The organism is Paenibacillus segetis (genome assembly GCF_014639155.1).
Classification (GTDB): domain Bacteria; phylum Bacillota; class Bacilli; order Paenibacillales; family Paenibacillaceae; genus Fontibacillus; species Fontibacillus segetis.
In genome coordinates this window covers 3,401,718-3,422,199 of record NZ_BMFT01000001.1, presented here as the reverse complement: position 1 = coordinate 3,422,199, position 20,482 = coordinate 3,401,718, and the positions used below count along the sequence as shown (strand labels likewise).

18 protein-coding genes are annotated in these 20,482 nt (G+C 42.8%); 15 read left to right on the top strand and 3 right to left on the bottom strand.

Annotated features, from left to right (window positions below):
* Positions 1-10: 10 nt before the first annotated feature.
* Both IEW05_RS16030 and IEW05_RS16025 read left to right on the top strand, forming a co-directional pair.
* A complete protein-coding gene (locus tag IEW05_RS16030; protein ID WP_188540544.1) occupies positions 11-595 on the top strand; it encodes an ArsR/SmtB family transcription factor in 585 nt (194 codons plus the stop codon).
* Between the two features lie 210 nt (positions 596-805).
* Positions 806-2,944, top strand: a complete 2,139-nt coding sequence (locus IEW05_RS16025) for a HelD family protein (protein WP_188540542.1) — start codon at positions 806-808, stop codon at positions 2,942-2,944.
* Here IEW05_RS16025 and IEW05_RS16020 read toward each other — a convergent pair.
* Both IEW05_RS16020 and IEW05_RS16015 read right to left on the bottom strand, forming a co-directional pair.
* Positions 2,939-3,625 (bottom strand): HNH endonuclease, encoded by a 687-nt coding sequence (locus IEW05_RS16020; RefSeq protein ID WP_188540540.1) that lies wholly within the window; start codon positions 3,623-3,625, stop codon positions 2,939-2,941. The genes IEW05_RS16025 and IEW05_RS16020 overlap by 6 nt on opposite strands.
* Before the next feature lie 124 nt (positions 3,626-3,749).
* Entirely contained in the window at positions 3,750-4,049 is a 300-nt protein-coding gene (locus IEW05_RS16015) for a CD3324 family protein (RefSeq protein ID WP_188540538.1), read from the bottom strand.
* Between the two features lie 349 nt (positions 4,050-4,398).
* Here IEW05_RS16015 and IEW05_RS16010 point away from each other — a divergent pair, with 349 nt between their 5' ends.
* Complete coding sequence (locus IEW05_RS16010) at positions 4,399-5,712, top strand: replication-associated recombination protein A (RefSeq protein WP_188540536.1); 1,314 nt, start codon at positions 4,399-4,401, stop codon at positions 5,710-5,712.
* A 98-nt stretch (positions 5,713-5,810) separates the two neighbouring features.
* Here the strand turns inward: IEW05_RS16010 and mnmA are convergent, their stop codons facing one another.
* Positions 5,811-6,923: a tRNA 2-thiouridine(34) synthase MnmA gene (mnmA, locus tag IEW05_RS16005; protein WP_188540534.1), complete on the bottom strand. Its 1,113-nt coding sequence runs from the start codon at positions 6,921-6,923 to the stop codon at positions 5,811-5,813.
* A gap of 244 nt (positions 6,924-7,167) precedes the next feature.
* Between mnmA and cymR the strand changes: the two genes are divergently transcribed.
* From cymR to IEW05_RS15945, 12 genes are all read left to right on the top strand, one after another.
* The gene (cymR, locus tag IEW05_RS16000; protein ID WP_188540532.1) at positions 7,168-7,587 is read left to right on the top strand and encodes a cysteine metabolism transcriptional regulator CymR; all 420 of its coding nucleotides are present in this window, start codon (positions 7,168-7,170) and stop codon (positions 7,585-7,587) included.
* 309 nt (positions 7,588-7,896) lie between these two features.
* Positions 7,897-8,784: an N-acetylmuramic acid 6-phosphate etherase gene (gene murQ / locus IEW05_RS15995; RefSeq protein WP_188540530.1), complete on the top strand. Its 888-nt coding sequence runs from the start codon at positions 7,897-7,899 to the stop codon at positions 8,782-8,784.
* Between the two features lie 24 nt (positions 8,785-8,808).
* On the top strand, positions 8,809-10,227 hold the full coding sequence (locus tag IEW05_RS15990; protein ID WP_188540528.1) for a PTS transporter subunit EIIC: 1,419 nt from the start codon (positions 8,809-8,811) through the stop codon (positions 10,225-10,227).
* Between the two features lie 31 nt (positions 10,228-10,258).
* Positions 10,259-11,311, top strand: a complete 1,053-nt coding sequence (locus IEW05_RS15985) for a DUF871 domain-containing protein (protein WP_188540526.1) — start codon at positions 10,259-10,261, stop codon at positions 11,309-11,311.
* Positions 11,312-11,386: 75 nt separating this feature from the next.
* Entirely contained in the window at positions 11,387-12,223 is an 837-nt protein-coding gene (locus tag IEW05_RS15980; RefSeq protein WP_373285839.1) for a MurR/RpiR family transcriptional regulator, read from the top strand.
* Positions 12,224-12,415: 192 nt separating this feature from the next.
* The gene (locus IEW05_RS15975) at positions 12,416-13,831 is read left to right on the top strand and encodes an FAD-binding oxidoreductase (RefSeq protein ID WP_188540522.1); all 1,416 of its coding nucleotides are present in this window, start codon (positions 12,416-12,418) and stop codon (positions 13,829-13,831) included.
* On the top strand, positions 13,824-15,173 hold the full coding sequence (locus tag IEW05_RS15970) for a (Fe-S)-binding protein (RefSeq protein ID WP_229753399.1): 1,350 nt from the start codon (positions 13,824-13,826) through the stop codon (positions 15,171-15,173). Before IEW05_RS15975 ends, IEW05_RS15970 begins: the two co-directional genes overlap by 8 nt.
* Before the next feature lie 165 nt (positions 15,174-15,338).
* Positions 15,339-16,490, top strand: a complete 1,152-nt coding sequence (locus tag IEW05_RS15965) for a cysteine desulfurase family protein (protein WP_188540520.1) — start codon at positions 15,339-15,341, stop codon at positions 16,488-16,490.
* Between the two features lie 86 nt (positions 16,491-16,576).
* Entirely contained in the window at positions 16,577-17,098 is a 522-nt protein-coding gene (locus tag IEW05_RS15960) for a PRC-barrel domain-containing protein (RefSeq protein ID WP_188540905.1), read from the top strand.
* A gap of 14 nt (positions 17,099-17,112) precedes the next feature.
* Complete coding sequence (locus IEW05_RS15955) at positions 17,113-17,322, top strand: YrzR-like zinc ribbon domain (RefSeq protein ID WP_188540904.1); 210 nt, start codon at positions 17,113-17,115, stop codon at positions 17,320-17,322.
* A 356-nt stretch (positions 17,323-17,678) separates the two neighbouring features.
* Positions 17,679-18,905, top strand: a complete 1,227-nt coding sequence (locus IEW05_RS15950) for an S-layer homology domain-containing protein (protein WP_188540518.1) — start codon at positions 17,679-17,681, stop codon at positions 18,903-18,905.
* Between the two features lie 220 nt (positions 18,906-19,125).
* A complete protein-coding gene (locus IEW05_RS15945; RefSeq protein WP_188540516.1) occupies positions 19,126-20,193 on the top strand; it encodes an AI-2E family transporter in 1,068 nt (355 codons plus the stop codon).
* Positions 20,194-20,482 lie beyond the last annotated feature (289 nt).

The following is a 20,482-nucleotide window of genomic DNA, read 5'->3' as shown; positions in this document are numbered from 1 at the left end:
GTGTTCTAGTATGGAGCAAATGATTTTGACCAGTCTGGAGGATATCAGGGTATACTCTGATCCTTATCGGCTGCAAATTATGAATACATTTATTAATATGGATCGGCCTGCAACCGTAAAGGAAATAGCCGATGAATTGGGAGAAGTTCCGGCTAAGGTCCATTATCATGTGAAAAAACTAGAAAAGGTAGGACTGCTGAAACTCGTATCCACTAAGAATATAAAGGGCATTATCGCAAAGTATTACCTTCCTTTTGATGGAGAAATACAAATCAAGCATGCGGATGCCGAATTGCCCGTTAAAAAGATGATTATTTCGGAATCCCAAAATCTTATAAATAATATATTTGAGCAAAAAAAAGCAAAGTTTTTGGAATTTGTGGGAACCTCGGAAAAACCATTTGGTCAGTTAGCAGACCTTACCCTGTACATGACGATGGAAGAATCAGAGGGATTGCTAAAGAAGATACGAGAAATGTGTGCTCCATTTGAGGAAAAACGAGATGATTTAGCTAAATACGATTTTTTTGTATCCTTGGCCAAGGGGCCAGGCAAAGTGTCAGAGATAGAGGAGCAAGACAACGAACCTTCTTGATGTATGCTAAAGACATTTTTTACTCGCTGGAGTAGGAAGTGTCTTTTGTTGTTATATGTATTTCGCCTAGACTATAACAACCCACACCTTGCAGTCGCCTTTTTCCATTCCTGGTGGTATAATGAAACTCCTTTTGACTTCGGCGAAATGGATCTTCTGAATTGAGGCGAAGCACAATATGGAATACAAAACCTTAGGAGGTAACTGAAAGTGGAGGATTTTCAAAGTGCCTATCAAGAAGAAAAGGCGCGGCTGGACCGTACCTTGGAAGAAATCGAGAAGCAATTAATAGCGCTTCGTAGTATTCCCGAATACACGGGACATGATTTCACGGAACAAGTACTTGAAGCAAGTCGTCAATCCGAAAGAGAACAATTGGAGCGTTCATTCCGAGAACCTTATTTCGGGCGTCTTGATTTTGGCGAGCAAGGTAAACCTGGAACACCTTATTACATTGGAAAATTGGGAGTTGGTGATCCCGGAGGTAAAGAGCCCATCGTTATTGATTGGCGTGCACCTCTCGCTAGTTTATTTTATTCATTTACCGGTGGAGAGTCTGCTTCTTACGAAGCTCCTGAAGGAATGATCGAAGGACTTGTCTACCTGAAACGGAACGTTGTGATCCGTAAAGGAATATTAGAACGGGTAGCAGACACCTATAACCGGGACAGTGAAGGACCGGCTGTATCCGATGAATTCCTGGTATACCGTCTCGGTGAGAACAAGGATAATCGTTTGCGAGATATTGTCTCGACAATTCAAGCTGAGCAGGATCTCATTATTCGGGCGGCTAAGAATACTGCGCTGATTATTCAAGGCGTAGCCGGTAGTGGAAAAACAACCGTGGCACTGCATAGGCTGGCCTTTTTGTTGTATCAATACAAGGAACAAATCACAGCGGAAAGAATGATTATTTTTGCACCCAATCACATGTTTATTGATTATATTTCTGAGGTTCTACCAGAACTAGGAGTAGGGGATATTCAGCAGAGTACATACAGTGACTGGGCTGCGCAGATTCTAGGGCTAGACACTCCCCCTCAAGATGGATCAGAAACCTTAACTCATTGGTTCGATGTAACGAATACAAAGCTAGGACGCTTAAATGATGATGAATTACCCGGTAGGTTCAAAGGTTCACTGAAATTCAAGGGAATTCTTGATGCTTTTCTAGAAAATATCGAATCTTACTGTGTACCTCCATTGGATTTTGAACCTTGGGAAGGAGCAGTTCTCTCCCATGCAGACATCCTTCAATGGTTTGAAGGCGAATACAGGCACTATCCGGTAGCAAGACGCAAAGAACGAGTGTTGTCACGAATTCACCGCTGGATCGAGATGGAGCTGAAGAAGTCTCCTTCTCTTGCGGCGATGAAAGAGCGGAAGAAGAAAGCACAGCAACGAGAAAAGGCTTACGCCAAAAAGTGGCCTGAATTGGAACCTGTGTCTCTATATCAGGAGCTTTTTCGCGCTAAAAAGAGCATGAATGCTGGATTCCCAGATATGTCGGAGTATATCCCCAAGAGTATTTGGAAGGAAACTCAGACCTATTTAAAGAAACAAACGATGAAAGAAGAGGATTTAGCCGCTCTTCTATATCTTTTTACATGCATTAATGAAATAGAGGGTCACATGACTTTTGATCATGTTGTCATTGATGAGGCTCAGGACTTCTCACCGTTTCAGGTTCTAGTGTTAGATCGGTTTGTTAAAGGACATTCGTTCACGATCCTAGGTGATTTGTCACAGGGGATTCATTATTACAAAGGGGTTCAGAGTTGGGATGAGATGGCGAGTCTGTTCCGGCCGGAGGAGACGGCATACTTTGCTCTCACACGAAGCTATCGTTCGACGATGGAAATTATTGAGTTTGCTAATGAAATTTTGAAGCGGGGTGTGGGTGCAGAATTGCTAGCCGTACCTGTATTCCGTAGTGGTGATCCCGTACGACTGCAATCAGCTGTAGGAGATCACCGCGAAACGTCGATCTCTCAGGTACTTGAGGTCGCTCTTTCCGGTTCTTACCGCACAGCTGCCTTGCTGACCCGTACATTACAAGAGGCTAAGCAGCTATATGAATACCTTATAGACCAAGGCATCGAGGTACATCTCATTGATGGCGATAAAGGGCAATACGCAGGAGGTATCTCAGTGCTCCCTGTATATTTATCTAAAGGTCTAGAGTTCGATGCTGTTATCCTGACGGACGTAGATACTGGCCATTATGGGCCCGGCGATGCCAAATTGTTATATGTCGGTTGTACACGTGCATTACACGAGCTTTGGCTGTTGCATGGAGATATACTACCGGATTATATTTCAACTGACACTCCAGAGAACGGGTTATAGTTCAGATGAATCTTCCATAAAGTCCTCCAGGCTTCGGGCAGCTTTATTCTGATTGCATAAGTTGCAGGCACATACACAGTTAGCTGGCGTAGTATGTCCGCCCTTAGCCCGAGGCAATAGGTGGTCAATGGTATCCCCATATTCACCACAGAAGAAACAAGTATGTTTGTCTCGCTCAAGAATATAACGTCGAAATGATTTGTTGCTGTAAATGCGGCGGATGGTATGTCTATTCACAACGACAGCAGCGTGCTCTTTGACGAGTATTACAGCCAAATTGAAGTCAACTTCTTGTTGCCAGCGGCGACCGTTATCTGTGCGCCCCCTCATTCGTACTAATCCATGACGGTTTGGCTTGAGTATAACTAAATCCAGGCCGTCTACTCTTGGTGGGGGGACGGGTAACGTACGTTTTATTAGGCGTTTAGGTTGGAACGTGGTGTCTGTAGAAGGGTTAATTTCAGTATTTGTCGCCGATGATGTAATAGCACGTTGTTCTTTTTTTAATTGACGACAGCTTCGACAAGCTCCACGTCTAGAACCTCTATTTGAGCGTTTACCTGTTCTGCGGATGAAATGGGATAAGGGTTTATTTTGTCCGCAATATGCACATAGCTTGGTATTGGTATTTATTTCAGGGGAGATCTCCGTTTGTGGAGAAGTCTTGTTATCTTTCGTCACTTAGTCACCTCTGTTTCCAATCGAGTGGATAACTGTAACACTATTATCATCATTATACTCAACCATTACTCTACTTCATAGACACACCAAAAAGCCAAGACCTTAAAGGTCTTGGCTCTATTTCTTATTTCGTAATAGACGATACCTCTTGTCTGTGTGATCGAAGTTTGGTTAGTACCTTTCGAATACTTTCCTCGGACAGATGATAGGACTCTGCCAGATCCTTAACAGAACGTCCAGAGTTATATTCAGCATAAATTTCTTTGTTACGTAATGCTATAGTTGTCCGTGATCCACTCAGTTCGCCCCACAGGGCCCGAGTTTGATCCGGCTTGGGGATGTAGAGAAGCTCGCCTTGGATATAGTGCTGCAGTTCTTTCAGCAGCCTATGGGGAAGCACATCCTTCCCATTTTTGTAGTTCACGATCATGGTCCTCCTTATTTCGTTGTCCTTCATTGAATGGATTGATAAGATAAGTACGCATGGTCGTAACTCCCCCTTTCGGCTTTAAATAATAGTTTGAATATATCTTAACATAAATTAACATCAACGGAAATAAGGGGGCTAAAGAGCCCCCTAGCTATGGATCTCCGCGTTATGCGGAGATCACCTCACTCACTGAAATCACTTTCATCAGCCCCCTTTCCAGTACTTTGTCGGCCCGACATCTATATTAACTCATATCTGATGTTGGGATGGAAGTGAAAGAACGATTATAAATGTTTTTTACTTATGCTATGTTAAAATAGAGGATACGAAGGAAGGGATTGAAATGGATTTATTCTCCTATGGACAAGAAGAAAGTAATCACTCCGGACGGTTGCTAGCAGATCGGATGAGACCCCTCTCTCTGGATGAATATATTGGTCAGGAAGCTATACTTGGCCAAGGAAAACTACTCCGCCGGGCCATTGAAGCGGACCAAGTGTCCTCTATTTTGTTATATGGACCTCCCGGGTGTGGAAAAACAACGTTAGCCCATATTATATCCAATCATACGAAGAGCGAATTTGTAAGGCTTAATGCGGTGGATGCCTCAGTAAAGGATGTTAGGGAGGTTATCCAAAAGGCACAAAGCGATAAGTCATTCTATGGGACGAAAACAATTCTGTTCCTGGACGAGGTACATCGTTTCAACAGTTCGCGGCAGGATGCCCTATTACCTGCGGTAGAGAAAGGTACAATTACCTTTATCGGTGCCACGACGGAAAATCCGTTCCATTACGTGAATGGCGCTTTGATGAGTCGCTCAACACTGTTCCAGCTGGAACCATTGACGAAGGAGCATTCTTTGATTGCGATGACCCGCGCGCTGAAGGATCGTGATAAAGGGCTGGGTTTTATGAATTTGGAAGTTGATGAAGAAGCACTTATGCATATCGCAACCATGGCTAACGGCGATATCAGACGGGCGTTAAATGCCTTGGAATTGGCAGCCCTAACAACGCCTCCGCAGGAGAACGGCAGCATTCATATTACGTTGGACGTGGCTGAAGAATCGATTCGGCGGCCCATTGTGAAGGCGGACGAATCAACGCAATACGATATTCTCTCAGCATTTCATAAGAGTATTCGCGGGTCTAGTGATGCGGCACTATTCTGGTTCCTCTATGCTGTTGAGAAGCTCGGAATGGATCCGATGACCTTTATCAGACGTCTGATTGCTGCGAGTAGTGAAGATATAGGTCTAGCGAATCCTCAGGCAATGGTACAAGCAGTGAGCGCATTGGAGGCCTATCGTAACAATGGGTGGCCTGAAGCGAGGCTTAACATCGCTCAGGCGATTCTATTCGCTGTCGAAAGTCCGAAGTCAGATGGTGTTGTCTCAGCAATTTCAAAGGCGATGTCTGCGATGGAGGATGTTAAGTCTGCCGAAGTGCCGCTGCACCTGAGAGATGGACATTACAAAGGGTCAGTGAAGCTGGGCCATGTAGGCTATAAGTATCCGCATAATTATCCTGGACACTATGTGAAGCAGGACTATTTGCCAGCGAATCTAGCTGACAAGGTTTTTTATGAAGCGACGGAGCAAGGGAACGAGAGTAAGATCAAGCACAATCAAGAATTACGGCGTCGTCAAGAATAGTGATTTAACAGGAAAGCCAGCATTTCACAAGAGATTGTGAATGCTGGCTTTATGTTGATGCTTAATTTGTACTTTTTCCTGAGACGATACAAATAAAACTATGCTTGTACTTTCTCTGGCGCTTCAATTGTACCGCCGCCAAGACATTCTTCACCATTGAAGAAGACGACTGCTTGTCCTGGTGTAATGGCTTTCTGAGGTACATCGAACTGTACCAAGAGTGTACCATCCTTCTGCGGGATCAAGGTAACCCCTTGATCAGGTTGACGATAACGGAATTTGGCTGTACATTTGAACGGTTTTCCAGGTATTTTATCAGCTCCAGAGATCCAATTAATGCCCGATGCGATTAGACTTGTAGAATACAAGCTTGGATGCTTGTCGCCTTGTACAACGTACAGGATGTTGTTCTCTAAGTCCTTCTCAGCGACAAACCATGGTTCGCCAGAACCGGATCCACCGATGCCTAGTCCTTGTCGTTGTCCTAAGGTGTAATACATTAATCCATCATGCTGCCCTTTAACTTCACCTGATACAATGTCGATCATCTTACCCGATTGGGCAGGAAGATAATTACTTAAGAATTCTTTGAAATTTCGTTCTCCGATAAAACATACGCCTGTACTGTCTTTCTTCTTCGCAGTATATAGTCCTGCTTCATCAGCAATCCGCCGTACTTCTGGCTTAGGAAGATGTCCTATAGGGAACATAGCTTTGGACAACTGTTCCTGATTCAACGCGTTAAGAAAGTAGGTTTGGTCTTTGTTGTTATCGATACCACGTAGCAACTTAAATAAGCTACCATCTTCTACAACACGCGCGTAATGACCTGTAGCCACGTAATCTGCGCCCAAATCCAACGCTTTGTTCAGAAATTCACCAAATTTGATCTCTCGATTACAAATTACATCGGGATTTGGTGTACGTCCGCGCTTATATTCTTCGAGAAAATAGGCAAATACTTTATCATAGTATTCTTTCTCGAAATTAACCGTATAGTAAGGGATATCAATTTGTTCACAGACGCGTCTTACATCTTCGGCGTCCTGTTCTGCGGTGCAGACTCCAAACTCATCGGTATCGTCCCAATTCTTCATGAATATGCCAATCACGTCATACCCTTGTTGTTTGAGCAATAGCGCTGTAACTGAGGAATCAACGCCACCTGACATTCCAACGACGATCCGCGTTTCACTATTGGATTTTGACATAATATCACTCCTTTGTTCCTATCGTTATTTTATCATAAGCCTGTGGCAATATACGACCTTTGACTGCTGCTGTGAATCTGAGTGAACAAGATGAGGCAGATTGCTGATTTCTTTCCAAAAAGAGACGTGATGTGTTACGATAAGCAGAGGTTAATGATAGGAATAGGGAGCTATAAATCCTAACATTAATTGATCAAAGTTCAATTATATAAATATTACTTGAAAATTGAAAGAGGTGGCTTCTTTGAAGATTTCCACAAAGGGACGCTATGGCTTAACAATCATGATGGAACTAGCCGCAAAATTTGGTGAAGGACCAACCTCCCTAAAAAGTATTGCAGAGAAGAATCAATTATCTGAGCATTATTTGGAGCAACTGATTGCGCCACTGCGTAACGCTGGTTTGGTCAAGAGTATTCGCGGTGCATACGGCGGGTATATCCTAGCGAGGGAAGCAGCAGAGATTACCGCGGGAGATATTATTCGTGTGTTGGAAGGGCCTATCTCTGTAGTGGATTTTACGGAAGAAGACGATCCAGCCAAGCGAGACTTGTGGTTGCGTATTCGCGATAGTATCGCTGATGTGATTGATTCCACTACACTTGAGTATTTGATCTCATTTGAAGAACATGGCGGTAAAGAGAATTACATGTTCTACATATAATTCGATTTCTCTGGAAGACATAGGAAGGGTCAGGTATAGAATGAGATAACCTTGCCTTCAATCTAATGTTCTAAAATCAAAAAGATGGCAAGCCTCCGGTTTATTGGATGCTTGCCATTTGACGTTTTCGGTCATTGTGGCACATGTGAAGTCGCTTCCTTTAGTAGGAGTGGCTTTTATTTTTTAATAGATTCTAGTATTTTGATACTATATTTTAATAATTAAATAATTTTATTGAAATAATATTTCATAAATGTTATTCTTCAGTTAAGAAAGCGATTTCATAAGTGGAAAAGGATGATGAAAATCATGTTGGAGCATTTGACAACAGAGACTCGCAATAAGAAGACAATGAATTTAGATGAATTAACACCTCTTGAATTTTTGGAAGTGATGAATGAAGAAGATCAAAAAGTTGCACACGCGGTTAAACAAGAAATTCCGCAAATTGCCAAAGCGGTAGAAGTAATTACAGCGGCGATAAAACAAGGAGGACGCTTAATTTACATGGGAGCTGGAACCAGTGGACGTATCGGCTTGCTAGATGCTGTTGAATGTCCACCAACATTCGGGACAGCACCTGAAGAAGTAGTTGGGTTAATAGCTGGTGGAGAACGAGCGTTTATTAAAGCGGTCGAAGGTGCAGAGGACAATGAACAATTGGGGGTGCAAGATTTACAAGATATAAAACTTACTGCCAAAGATATTGTCGTAGGAATTGCCGCTAGCGGCCGTACGCCTTATGTCATTGGAGGATTGGAATATGCCAATTCTATTGGAACACCTACTGTAGCCGTGAGTTGCAACAAAGATTCAGCGATTGGTAAAGTTGCCAAGATTGCAATTGAAGTCGTAAACGGCCCGGAAGTATTAACAGGGTCAACACGTTTAAAGGCAGGGACCTCTCAAAAGTTAATTTGCAATATGCTTTCAACAGCCTCAATGGTTGGTATTGGAAAAGTATATGGAAATTTAATGGTAGATGTACAGCTAACCAATGAGAAGCTTGTAGAACGTGCTAAACGTATTGTGATGGATGCGACTGATTGTGATGCTGAAACAGCAGAAGACTATTTGAAACAAGCAGATCACAAACCGAAAATTGCAATTGTGATGATTCTTGCGGGACTTTCTAAAGAAGAAGCTGTACAACGTTTGGAAGCATCACAAGGTTTTGTACGTCAAGCGATAAAATAATTAAAGTATGAGAGGGGCATGAACATGAGTAAGTATCATGATTTAGCGGTCCAAATATTAGAGGCTGTCGGTGGTAGTTCAAATGTATCCTCATATACCAATTGCATGACTCGTCTTCGTGTAACTGTTGTTGATCGCAACCGAATCGCTGAAACCAAGTTGAAGGAGATTGATGGGGTTCTAGGTGTAGTGGATGATGAAACTTATCAAATCATTCTCGGGCCAGGGATCGTGACCAAAGTAGCCGAACAATTTGGTAAAGTGTTAGAAGAAAGTGGAGCAGGGGGGAGAAGTTCATCTTCGGCTGAACAATTACAAGCAAAAGGCGCACAAATGAAAGCGCAATTAAAGAAAAAGAATAATACACCTTTCAAAAACTTTTTGCGAAAAATAGGAAATATTTTCGTACCCCTAATTCCTGCATTCGTTGGAGCTGGTTTAATCGCGGGTATTGGCTCGATTCTAGCTAACAATATTACTGCAGGCAATTTAGACGCTGCAACGTGGCAGCAATATGTAACTATATTAAATATAATTAAAAATGCTATTTTCAGTTACTTAGTCATTTATGTCGGTATTAATGCAGCGAAGGAGTTTGGGGCTACTCCTGCTCTTGGTGGAGTTATCGGTGGGGTAACCCTTCTAACAGGTGTTACGGCTGACCTGCCCATTCTTAATATATTTACGGGTGCGCCTTTAGCAGCGGGGCAAGGTGGGGTTATTGGCGTTCTAATCGCGGTATGGATTTTGTCAGTGGTTGAAAAATATTTACGTAAATTTATTCCTGATTCTGTTGATATAATCGTTACTCCTACAATTGCCTTACTAGTCGTGGGGCTGATTACGATATTCTTCATCATGCCATTCGCTGGATTTATTTCTAGCAACTTAATTGGAGCTATTAACTGGACGTTAGAACGTGGTGGTGCATTCTCTGGTTTTGTATTAGGAACAGCGTTCTTACCGCTTGTTATGTTAGGACTACATCAGGTATTGACGCCGATTCACATTGAGATGATCAATAGTTCAGGTATGACGTTATTACTTCCGATTCTTGCAATGGCTGGAGCGGGTCAAGTAGGAGCATCCATTGCATTATGGATTCGTTGTAAGAAGAACAAATCATTAACGAACATGATTAAAGGTGCTCTTCCCGTGGGTATTCTGGGGATCGGCGAGCCATTGATTTATGGGGTAACCTTACCGTTAGGTCGTCCTTTTATTACAGCTTGTCTTGGCGGAGGTATTGGCGGTGCGGTCATTGGATTATTTGGCAACGTTGGAGCGATTGCCATTGGACCATCTGGAGTCGCGTTACTTCCATTAATCGCAAATGGATTATGGTTTAAATATTTAATAGGGCTGATTGCAGCTTACATTGGTGGATTCATAATAACTTATTTCTTCGGTACACCAAAAGATGCCATGTTAGAACAGGAATAACGTATTAGATAGAAATACTGAGGTGATTCGAGTGCTGGGAATATCAATTTTTGTAGCGGATCGGACGTTAGAAGACAACATGAATTATATGCAAGAAATGAAGAAAGCAGGTTGTACCGAGATATTTACATCACTTCATATGCCAGAAGATGATATAGAAGTATTGAAGGAGAAATTACAGGTAATTGCAAGTACTGCCAAACAATTAGGAATGGACTTGATGGCAGATATTTCTGGGAAAGCGTTGGAGAAATTCTCATTCCCTTATTTATTACAATCAGGTGTAACAGGTTTGCGGATGGATTTTGGGTTTAACGCCCATGAAATTGCCGCCTATTCGCAAAAAATGAAAATTGCCTTAAACGCCAGCACATTAACACCGGATTTTTTATCTACATTAAAAAATCACGATATTTGTCTTGAGAACATTGAAGCATGGCATAATTATTATCCTCGTCCAGAAACAGGGCTTGATAAAGAATCATTCATAGAGAAGAACAAATGGTTGCAAGCTGAAGGCATTACGACAATGGCCTTTATTCCTGGAGACGGACTGAAGAGAAAACCATTATTTGAAAGTTTACCTACACTAGAGAAGCATCGGAATCAATCTTCTTTTCTTGCTTACTTGGAAATCGAGAAAGATTGTGCTGTAGACAAAATTTTTGTTGGAGATCTAACGCTATCAGATTGGTCTTATCATCAATTTCAAATGTATGCAGAAGGAATTATTCCTTTGCGAGTAACCAAGGAACTACCTTATGCATTATGGGATATTGTTCATCGGAATCGCCTTGATGCTGCTCGCGATGTCATTCGCTCAGAAAGTGCACGTACAGATGAAGCGCGTTTTGTCATGGGAAAAAATATTGCGCCTACACTTACGACCAATCGACCAAGAGGAACGATTACCGTTGATAATTATTTGTATGGCCGCTATGAAGGTGAGCTGCAGATTACGTTAACGGATTTACCGGCTCATGAAGGTGTTAATGTGATTGGTCATATTTTAGAAGAAGATATTCCTCTATTGGATCACGTCAGAAAAGGCGGATGCCGCTTTTCCTTTACAACGGCTTCTTAATGATTGCGCTCCTCTACTTTGTTATAATAAGGAAAATAGATTAAGTGGGGAGATAAGGACTTGGTAGTAGGAAGTATGATTTCTCAAATTGAACTAGTATTAAATGAACTTCCGGAATCAGAAAAAAAAGTAGCAGAGTACATTATCGCAAATGCTAAAGAAGTTATGCATATGACCATACATGAGCTAGCAAAGAAAGCGGAGGCTAGTAGTGCGGCGGTTGTTCGTTTTTGCAGGTCGCTAGGAATAGAAGGGTTTCCCGCTCTGAAACTCCGTTTATCAGCGGAAGTAGAAAACACGCAGCATGTGGGTTATTTTGATGTCGAATCGAATGAATCGGTGCATTCTATCATTGATAAAACGTTGTCGAATACAATATTGACCTTCCAGAATACGGCTAGTCAACTAGATGAGCAAGCTATTGAACAGGCAGTAAAATTGTTACAGCAGGCAGAAGTTATTTATGTTTACGGGATAGGCGCCTCTTTTATTATTGCAGAAGATGCTGCACAAAAATGGCTTCGGCTTGGCAAAAATGTCTATGCTATTTCAGATCGCCATTTATTAGCAGCGGCAATGGCTACGAAATCAGAAAACGCCGTCTTCTGGGGAATTTCTTATAGCGGAGAAACGAGAGAGGTTATTCAATTAACAAAACGGGCTAAAGAACGGGGAATAAAAACAATTAGCCTCTCTCGTCCTGGTAACAACAAGCTTTCTCAGCTTGCTGATGTCTCTTTATTTACAGCACGTGCGCCGGAAGCAAAGCTTCGTAGTGCGGCAACAAGCTCTAGATTTGCACAATTATTTGTGCTGGATATTGTCTTTTGCACATATGCTTCTGCACAGTATGATTTTACTGTGGAGCAGCTAGCGAAGTCGAGACAAATGATTGAAGTGTTGTATGATTAATGTTTTGATAAACGTTTGATTGTAACCTACCCCTTCCTCCCGATACATTTATTAAATCTTGAAACTTACCGTCTCGGTAAGTTTATTTGCTACGGAAAAATTTCGAGAGATCGTATAAATTGGAAGTCTTAATTATATAGTCATCAGATGACCTGACCAATTAATTATGAATATGGGATGGGGCGTTCAGGGATGTTGAAACCAGAAGTAAAATGTGAACTTATTGCCATTCTTGGTGAGTCTTATGTTAAAGATGATATGCAGTCACGGGTTACACATTCGTATGATGGTACGCCTATGCTACAATCGCTCCCTGACGCAGTTATTTATCCGTATAATACGCAGCAAGTCTCTGAAGTGATGAAGGTGCTTAGCCGCCAGCGTATACCTGTCATTGGGCGGGGTTCGGGCACAAATCTGTGTGGCGGAACCGTTCCCGTTCTGGGGGGAGTCGTTATGGTGATGCATCGGATGAATCAGATTCTTGAAGTAGATATGGAGAATTTGACGGCTTCTGTACAGCCTGGGCTCAATACCAAACAGTTCACGACCCATGTTGAACAACTAGGACTCTTTTATCCACCTGATCCGAGCAGCATGTCGATTTCGACTATCGGTGGCAATATTGCTGAATGTTCTGGCGGCTTGCGTGGACTCAAGTATGGGACGACGAAAGATTATGTTATTGGCTTGGAGGCTGTTCTGGCGAATGGAGATATCATCCGCACAGGCGGCAAACTAATGAAGGATGTAGCTGGTTATGATCTGACCAAGTTACTTGTGGGATCGGAGGGAACGCTAGCCATTATTACGGAGGCGACGCTTAAGCTAGTCCCTCCACCGAAGTATAAAAAAACGATGCTGGCGATGTATAAAGATTTAAACGGTGCAGCCCGGACGGTGTCGAAGATAATCGAGAACCGGATCATTCCTGCTACCTTAGAGATTCTGGATAACTCGACGATCCGTGTCGTTGACGCTTTTGCTAATCTTGGCTTGCCGCTCCAAATGGAAGCGATTCTGCTGATTGAGCAGGACGGGGAGATAGAATCGGTAGAGCGGGATATTGCGAGTATTACAGCGATTTGTCATAGTGAACAGGCGGAGCAGATTAGTGTTGCTGAAAGTGCAGAGGAAGCGGAGAGGTTGCTTACAGCACGTCGCAGTGCATTCACAGCATTAGCACGGCTTAGGCCAACGACGATTTTGGAGGATGCAACGGTACCACGTTCAAAAATCGCGGATATGATCATAGAGATTAATCGAATTGCGGCAAAACATCAGGTTCAGATTTGTACGTTTGGCCATGCTGGCGATGGAAATCTGCATCCGACAGCTTTGACAGATGCGCGTAATACCGATGAGATTCATCGGGTGGAAGCAGCTTTCGAGGAAATATTTGAGGCGGCGATTTCTCTTGGGGGTACGATTACCGGTGAACATGGGGTCGGTATGGTGAAGGCACCATTTCTGGAATGGAAGATCGGTAGGAGTGGGATAGAAGTGATGAAGGCGATTAAACATGCTTTTGATCCGTTTAATATTTTGAATCCGGGCAAAGTTTTTGCTAAGGAATCACGGAAACGGGTGGTGATTGATCGTGGATAAGACGAGTGAGGATGTTAGGTTAAATTCACTGACGGAGAAGTTGCGGTTACGCTTAGACGGTGATCAACTCACGAACTGTATGCGTTGCGGATTCTGTCTCCCGGCTTGTCCTACCTTTGCTGAGACTGGAATCGAAGCAGAATCGCCGCGCGGAAGAATTGCCTTGATGAAAGCGGTCAAGGACGGTATTATGGCTCCTGATGTGGCATTTGAGGAACAGATGAACCACTGTCTGGGCTGTCGCGCCTGTGAACCGGCCTGTCCTGCGGATGTCAAATACGGGCAGTTAATTGAGCAAGCCCGGGATGCTATTGAGGATCACACTAAAACTCACCGGGGCTGGGTAAAATTAGTGAGACACACAGCTTTTCAAACGATTTTCCCGAATCAGAAACGTGTGCGATGGATGGGCAAAGGGCTACGGTTTTATCAAACATCGGGCATGCGTACGTTAGCACGGAAAACAGGTGCGATGAAGATGTTCCCCAAGCATATGCGTGAGATGGAGGAGATCCTCCCTGATGTTGCTGTACAAGGTGTGGTCGAACAGATTGGCATACTTCATCCGGCAAAGGGCGAGAAAATCGCTACGGTAGCGTTGTTCCGGGGCTGCTTGATGGATGTGTTATTCGCGGACACTAACATTCACACTGTGGATCTACTTACAGAAGCAGGTTTTGAGGTCGTTATTCCGGAGCAGCAAAATTGCTGTGGTGCTATGCATGCACATAGTGGAGAAATTGAGGGAGCAAGATCGTTAGCACGTAGTAATATCTCTATCTTCAAAGCGGCTGGTGTAGACTATATTGTGTCGAATGCGGGTGGTTGCGGAGCGCTGCTCTTGGAATATGATCATTTACTTCATGAAGATGAGCAGTGGAAGGATGATGCGATGTGGTTTGCTGAGCGTGTAATTGACGTCAGTGACTTACTGGTTCGGATGGGTAGATTGCTGGTTTTCTCGGAGCGCGAGGAGAATCAATGTGTTCGCATCACATATCAAGATTCTTGTCATTTGCGTAATGTGATGCGTTCATCGGATGCACCTCGCCGCTTGATGCGCCAAGTTACTGGTGTAGAGTTTGTGGAGATGAAGGAGGCAGAACGTTGTTGCGGATCTGCAGGAACTTATACTTTAACGCAGCCGGTTATGTCCGGACAGATCCTCGATCATAAAATGGAGCATGTCAGGGCAACTGATGCGCAGTATTTACTGACGAGCAATCCCGGATGTTTACTTCAGATGATGCATGGCATCAACCAGCATGGTCTGAATGGACAGATGAAGGCAGTTCATATTGTAGATTTCCTTCATGAACGAATGTGTGGACAGGATGAATAGAAATCTTTTGTGACCGTTACAGTGCTTTACATACTACTATAGTTTTTTTATGAAAAATAATATACAATAAAAGTAAAATTTACATCAAACATGATTAACTTTTCATTGCCGTCCCGATTCGGGGCGGTGATTCCGTTTAAAATAGCATTAAGAGTGGAGATACTGATGAGAAGAATATATTTGGACCATGCCGCTTCGACACCCATCCATCCAGAAGTTGCTGAAACGATGCTGTCGGTTATGCGGGATCAATTCGGCAACGCCTCAAGTGTCCATTCCTTTGGTCGAGATGCCAAAAGATTAGTTAATGGATCACGTGATAAGCTTTCGATGGCACTGGGGTGCCGTTCAGACGAGCTTGTCTTCACAAGTGGGGGGACGGAAAGCGACAATCTAGCGATTTTTGGTACGGTAGCAGCAAGAGCTGATCAAGGTAGACATATTATTACGACAGCTATTGAACATCATGCGGTATTACATGCATGTCAACAATTAGAGAAACAGGGGTATGAAGTGACATACTTACCCGTTGATCGATATGGTAGGGTTCATCCAGAACAAGTGCTAGAAGCAATCCGCCAGGACACGATCCTGGTTAGTGTTATGTATGGAAACAATGAGGTAGGAACGATTCAACCTATTGAAGAGATTGGTTCTATTACTCGCGAACGGGGCATTATCTGTCATGTTGATGCCGTGCAGACGCTTGGCTCTCTTCCGATTTCCTGTGCAAAGCTTCCGGTTGATTTAATGAGTTTTTCTGCCCATAAAATAAATGGCCCTCAAGGAATAGGGGCTTTATATATTCACAAAGATCTAAATATCGAACCGGTTCTATACGGTGGATTGCAAGAACGAAAACGCCGTGCGGGGACAGAAAATCTAGCGGGGATTGCCGGGTTCACCAAGGCAGTAGAATTGATTGTAGCCAATATACCTGAAAGACAGCAACAAGATGAGCTCTTACGTAGAACCTTGCTCGATTCTTTGGAGAAAAGTGTAGGGAGTGAGTATTTTCATGTGAACGGAGCTTCACAAAATCAGCTTACTCATATCGTGAATATTAGTTTTCCTGAATGCGATACAGAAACCATGTTAATGAATCTCGACATGGAAGGAATTGCGGTAGCAAGTGGCTCGGCATGTACTTCCGGTTCGCTTGAGCCATCTCACGTGTTAGAAGCAATGAATTTGCCACAAAATATTTTGAAATCGGCGATTCGATTTAGTTTCGGTTTGGGTAATACTAGTGAAGAAATAGAGTATACAGCCCAAAAAATTGGAACCATCCTAGAGCGAATTCGTAAAAGAAGATAACTGGGCGTTTGTTTATTTACTACTACGAAGGGAGGATGGTTTAGTTTTATCTAGAAATACCAGCCCATGAGGAGGGACCCACCTTGATGAGATTGCAGGAGATGATTGGTTTAGCCGTATTTGATGTTGAAGGCGGCAAACAGGTTGGGAAAGTCCTCGATATGATGTTAAATGAGAATTGGTCCATAACGGGCATTCTACTGGAGGGCAAGACCCTGTTCTCCTCCAGTGTCAAAGCGGTGCTCTGGAATGATATTGTCGCTTACGGCGAAGACGCTGTGATGATTCGTAATCAACAGGCTGTCCATAAACTGGAAGCCGAGAACATACAACTTACTTTTTTGTCTGGAAACGGGAAGTTGAAGGAACTTTCCGTACTTACTACGGATGGAATCATGATAGGACACGTCACCGATGTTTATTTTAACCATGAATTGGGCAACACAATTACAGGGATTGAAATCAGTGACGGTTTTTTCTCTGATCTGATGGAAGGTCGTAAAATGCTACCTTACACATCAGGTATGACAAAAGGGGAAAATGTAATCATGGTACCCCCTCTCAGTGAGCAAATGCTTGAGAAGCCCATGAATTCTGTTAATGGATAGGTGATAATTATATGATGAAATGTCCAAACTGCAACTCCAAGGATATTGGTAAGATAGGTTCCCATCAGTTTTATTGCTGGGGGTGCTTTATTGAACTAACAGTAAATGGTGAGAAAATGTCCGTCTATCAAGTAGAAGAAGACGGAACACTAAGCTCCTTGGATGATTTATTTTTTGGCGAGGAAATCCCGCAAGACTTCCCGCAAATGCACGCATCTTCATAGGATTCGACCTTATACATAGGTCGCTATAAGCCTTTCTTCCTCATTGGAAGAGAGGCTTTTCTTACGTTAAACATTGGATTCAATAGGGCATTTCTTGAAGAAGAGCGATAATTTGTAGTTGTTATGTCATGTGTTTTCATTAGTGAAAGAGTCTTAAGTCAAGATTAGTAATAGGCTATTTTACTCATGGCAATGGCGCGATGTGTTGCGGTCAATCGGCCTATTCACAAGCCTTTAGAAGTATGGTTATCTATTGATTGTCCTGCTTTTTCTTTTTTTGCACAATTACATATTAACATTATGAAGATAAAGACATGAAGCTGGCTTGATCAATTAGTCTAAGAGGAGGAATAGGGTTGAAACGTTCTATATTTTGTTATCTATGTGTCGTTCTACTTGGAGGGGCTATATTTACCGGCCTTTCGCCGGAGGCTCAAGGGGCAAAAGCCCCAGTATTTAGCGATATTAGTCAGCATTGGGCAAAAACCACGATTGAGAGTATGGTTGAACAAGGTATACTTGATGGGTTCCCCGATGGAACCTTCCGTTCCAATGAACCGGTAACCGTTGATCAATTCATTAAAATGCTCATTTTGTCGTACAGCGACCAACATTCGAATCAGGGACGGAGCTGGCGCCAGTCTTTTTTGGATTCATTGAGCGTTGAGAATCAAAGTATATTGAAGCAAGATTATCGGTATTTCGATTTCAAACCAGCTCAAACAGGATACTGGGCTAGGCCATATGTTGATGTGGCAAGTGATCTCCATTTCCTGAACAAGAATCGCTATGAGGATTTCCAGGCTAATATGACTCGGGAAAATGTGGCCGAGGTGTTATTTTACGTGTTGCAAGAAACTGAGTTTTTGGAAGATGAGGCTTTTAGTCATTCTGTGGCCCAAGCTTATGGTGATTTGACTAGTGCTTCCGAGCGTCAACAAAAATTCATGTCTGAAGCATTGGTTAAAGGGATCATGGAAGGATACCCCAACGGCAAATTTGGTGTGGGTCAATATGTAACAAGGGCAGAATCACTTGTTATTTTGAATCGTCTGACTGATAAGACGAAGCGTATTAGCGTTAAGCCTGTAGTTGGTAGTCTGCAACGGTATGTTCCCACAATAGGTGGAGGACAAAAAGTCGTTGTATTCCCTGACCAAAGAATGTGGAATGCATATGATATGATGCTGGAAGCTGGTAAATTACGAGGTACTAATTTTGATATGTTAGATACTACTTTGCGATTATACAAGGATACCGCAGAGCGTACAGCAGTCCTGCAATCAAAGGCCAAAGAAGAAGTGGCATTATGGCTTGACCCAACTTACAATACCTACGGTATCACGGTTCAGCTTCGTGAAGGGACGCTAGCACGGAACAAAGAACCTATCGAAATGTTCTGTAATGAGATTTTCGGGAATAATGCGATCGCATTTCATAGATGGTTTGATGCTGTTTGTGTCGAAGTTGAGGCAGGGCGTCCACTAGCTTCTAAGCAAATCAAACTTGGAACAGATACAATCAATGTATTAATTAATAATGAAGATAAAACGGTAAGTTTCTCTATTGCTGCTACTATGTGATTTATAGATATTATGATGATTTATTAGATTGTATGAATTGAATTTCTTAAGTGAAGTACACCGTTACACAAGCATACCTCCAGCCTGGTTAAAAGGGGACTGGAGGTATTTTCTGTCCATGTATAATTTTCGTAACACGAAACTCGATGAACTAAAATAATTTTCTCCCTCCCTACACATACTTATCCATAGCCAGTTGACCCCTAAGGAGGGATACCTTGTGGAACCCATTTATAAAAGTAAGCTGTTCCGCTATGGAATTTGGCTGCTGCTCGGATTAGTTATTCTTTATTTTGTTTGGTTAATTCGACCCATGTTGGGGCTGGTCTATGGATTTCTGAAGGCGATTTTTGCTCCATTTGTGATTGCGATGATTATTTCCTATGTGCTGAACCCGGTCGTTCGCATGCTGGTTGGACGGAAAGTACCGCGAACGATTGCTGTATTGCTTATTTATGCCGTATTTCTAGTTAGCTTGTCGGTCATTCTTATGAATGTGATCCCCATGTTTATCGAGCAGCTTGAAGAGCTGGGAGAACATTTGCCCGAGTTGACAATACATACCCAACAAGTGCTGAACCGCTTTGACAATAGTGCACTTCCGGGTAGCATTCGGATGGGAATGAATAATTGGTTCTATCAATTCGAACATCGGCTTGCAGGTGGAATAACCAGTTTTCTGGATAATATCGGAACAACGATTGGGGTTGTATTCGATGCGTTTATCATTCCATTTTTGATTTTCTATATGCTTAAAGACTTTGAAGCATTTGAACGTCTCATATTTCAATATTTACCACGTACACATCGGAAATCTATTGTGACGTTACTGAAGGAAATCGATGAAGCATTAGGGAACTATGTGCGCGGTCAACTCCTCGTCTGTGTAATTATTGGTGTGCTTGCCTATATCGGCTATATGATTATTGGTATGCAGTTTGCCTTACTGTTGGCGGGATTTGTTGCGTTATGCAACATCATTCCATATTTAGGACCGTTTCTTGGTGCAGCACCTGGGCTGATCATGGCTACTACGATTTCTTGGAAAATGGTGCTGCTCGTTGCTCTTGTAAATACAATTTGCCAATTTGTAGAAAGTAATATCATTTCCCCGCAGGTGGTGGGAAAAAGTCTCAATCTTCATCCCATGCTCATTATTTTCGCATTGCTTATGGGTGGTGAAATTGCAGGTATTGTGGGACTTATTCTGGCGGTTCCTTTTTTCGCCGTTGGCAAAGTGGTCATCCAGCATTTCTATGCATACTATGTTCGGCGTAAAACGGTGTAGGAGCGCATTGACAGCGGGAAACTCGCCTTATATACTTAAATTAATTTGTCTATAGTTGTAAATCTGTGATGAAATGAAGTACGTCCACGTTTGATTTTTCCAGAGAAGGTGTCCCTTCGCGAATAAGAAATGCATCTACTGCATTCTAATAGTATTCGCGTTGGCTGAAAGGACCCCATGATCGACCGGGCGGAAAGCTAATTTCGGAGTGTGAGTCCAAATTCACCGGATGGTTCCCGTTACCGAACCGGACAAGGCGATCGTCCATCTCATTCTAAATAGAATGATG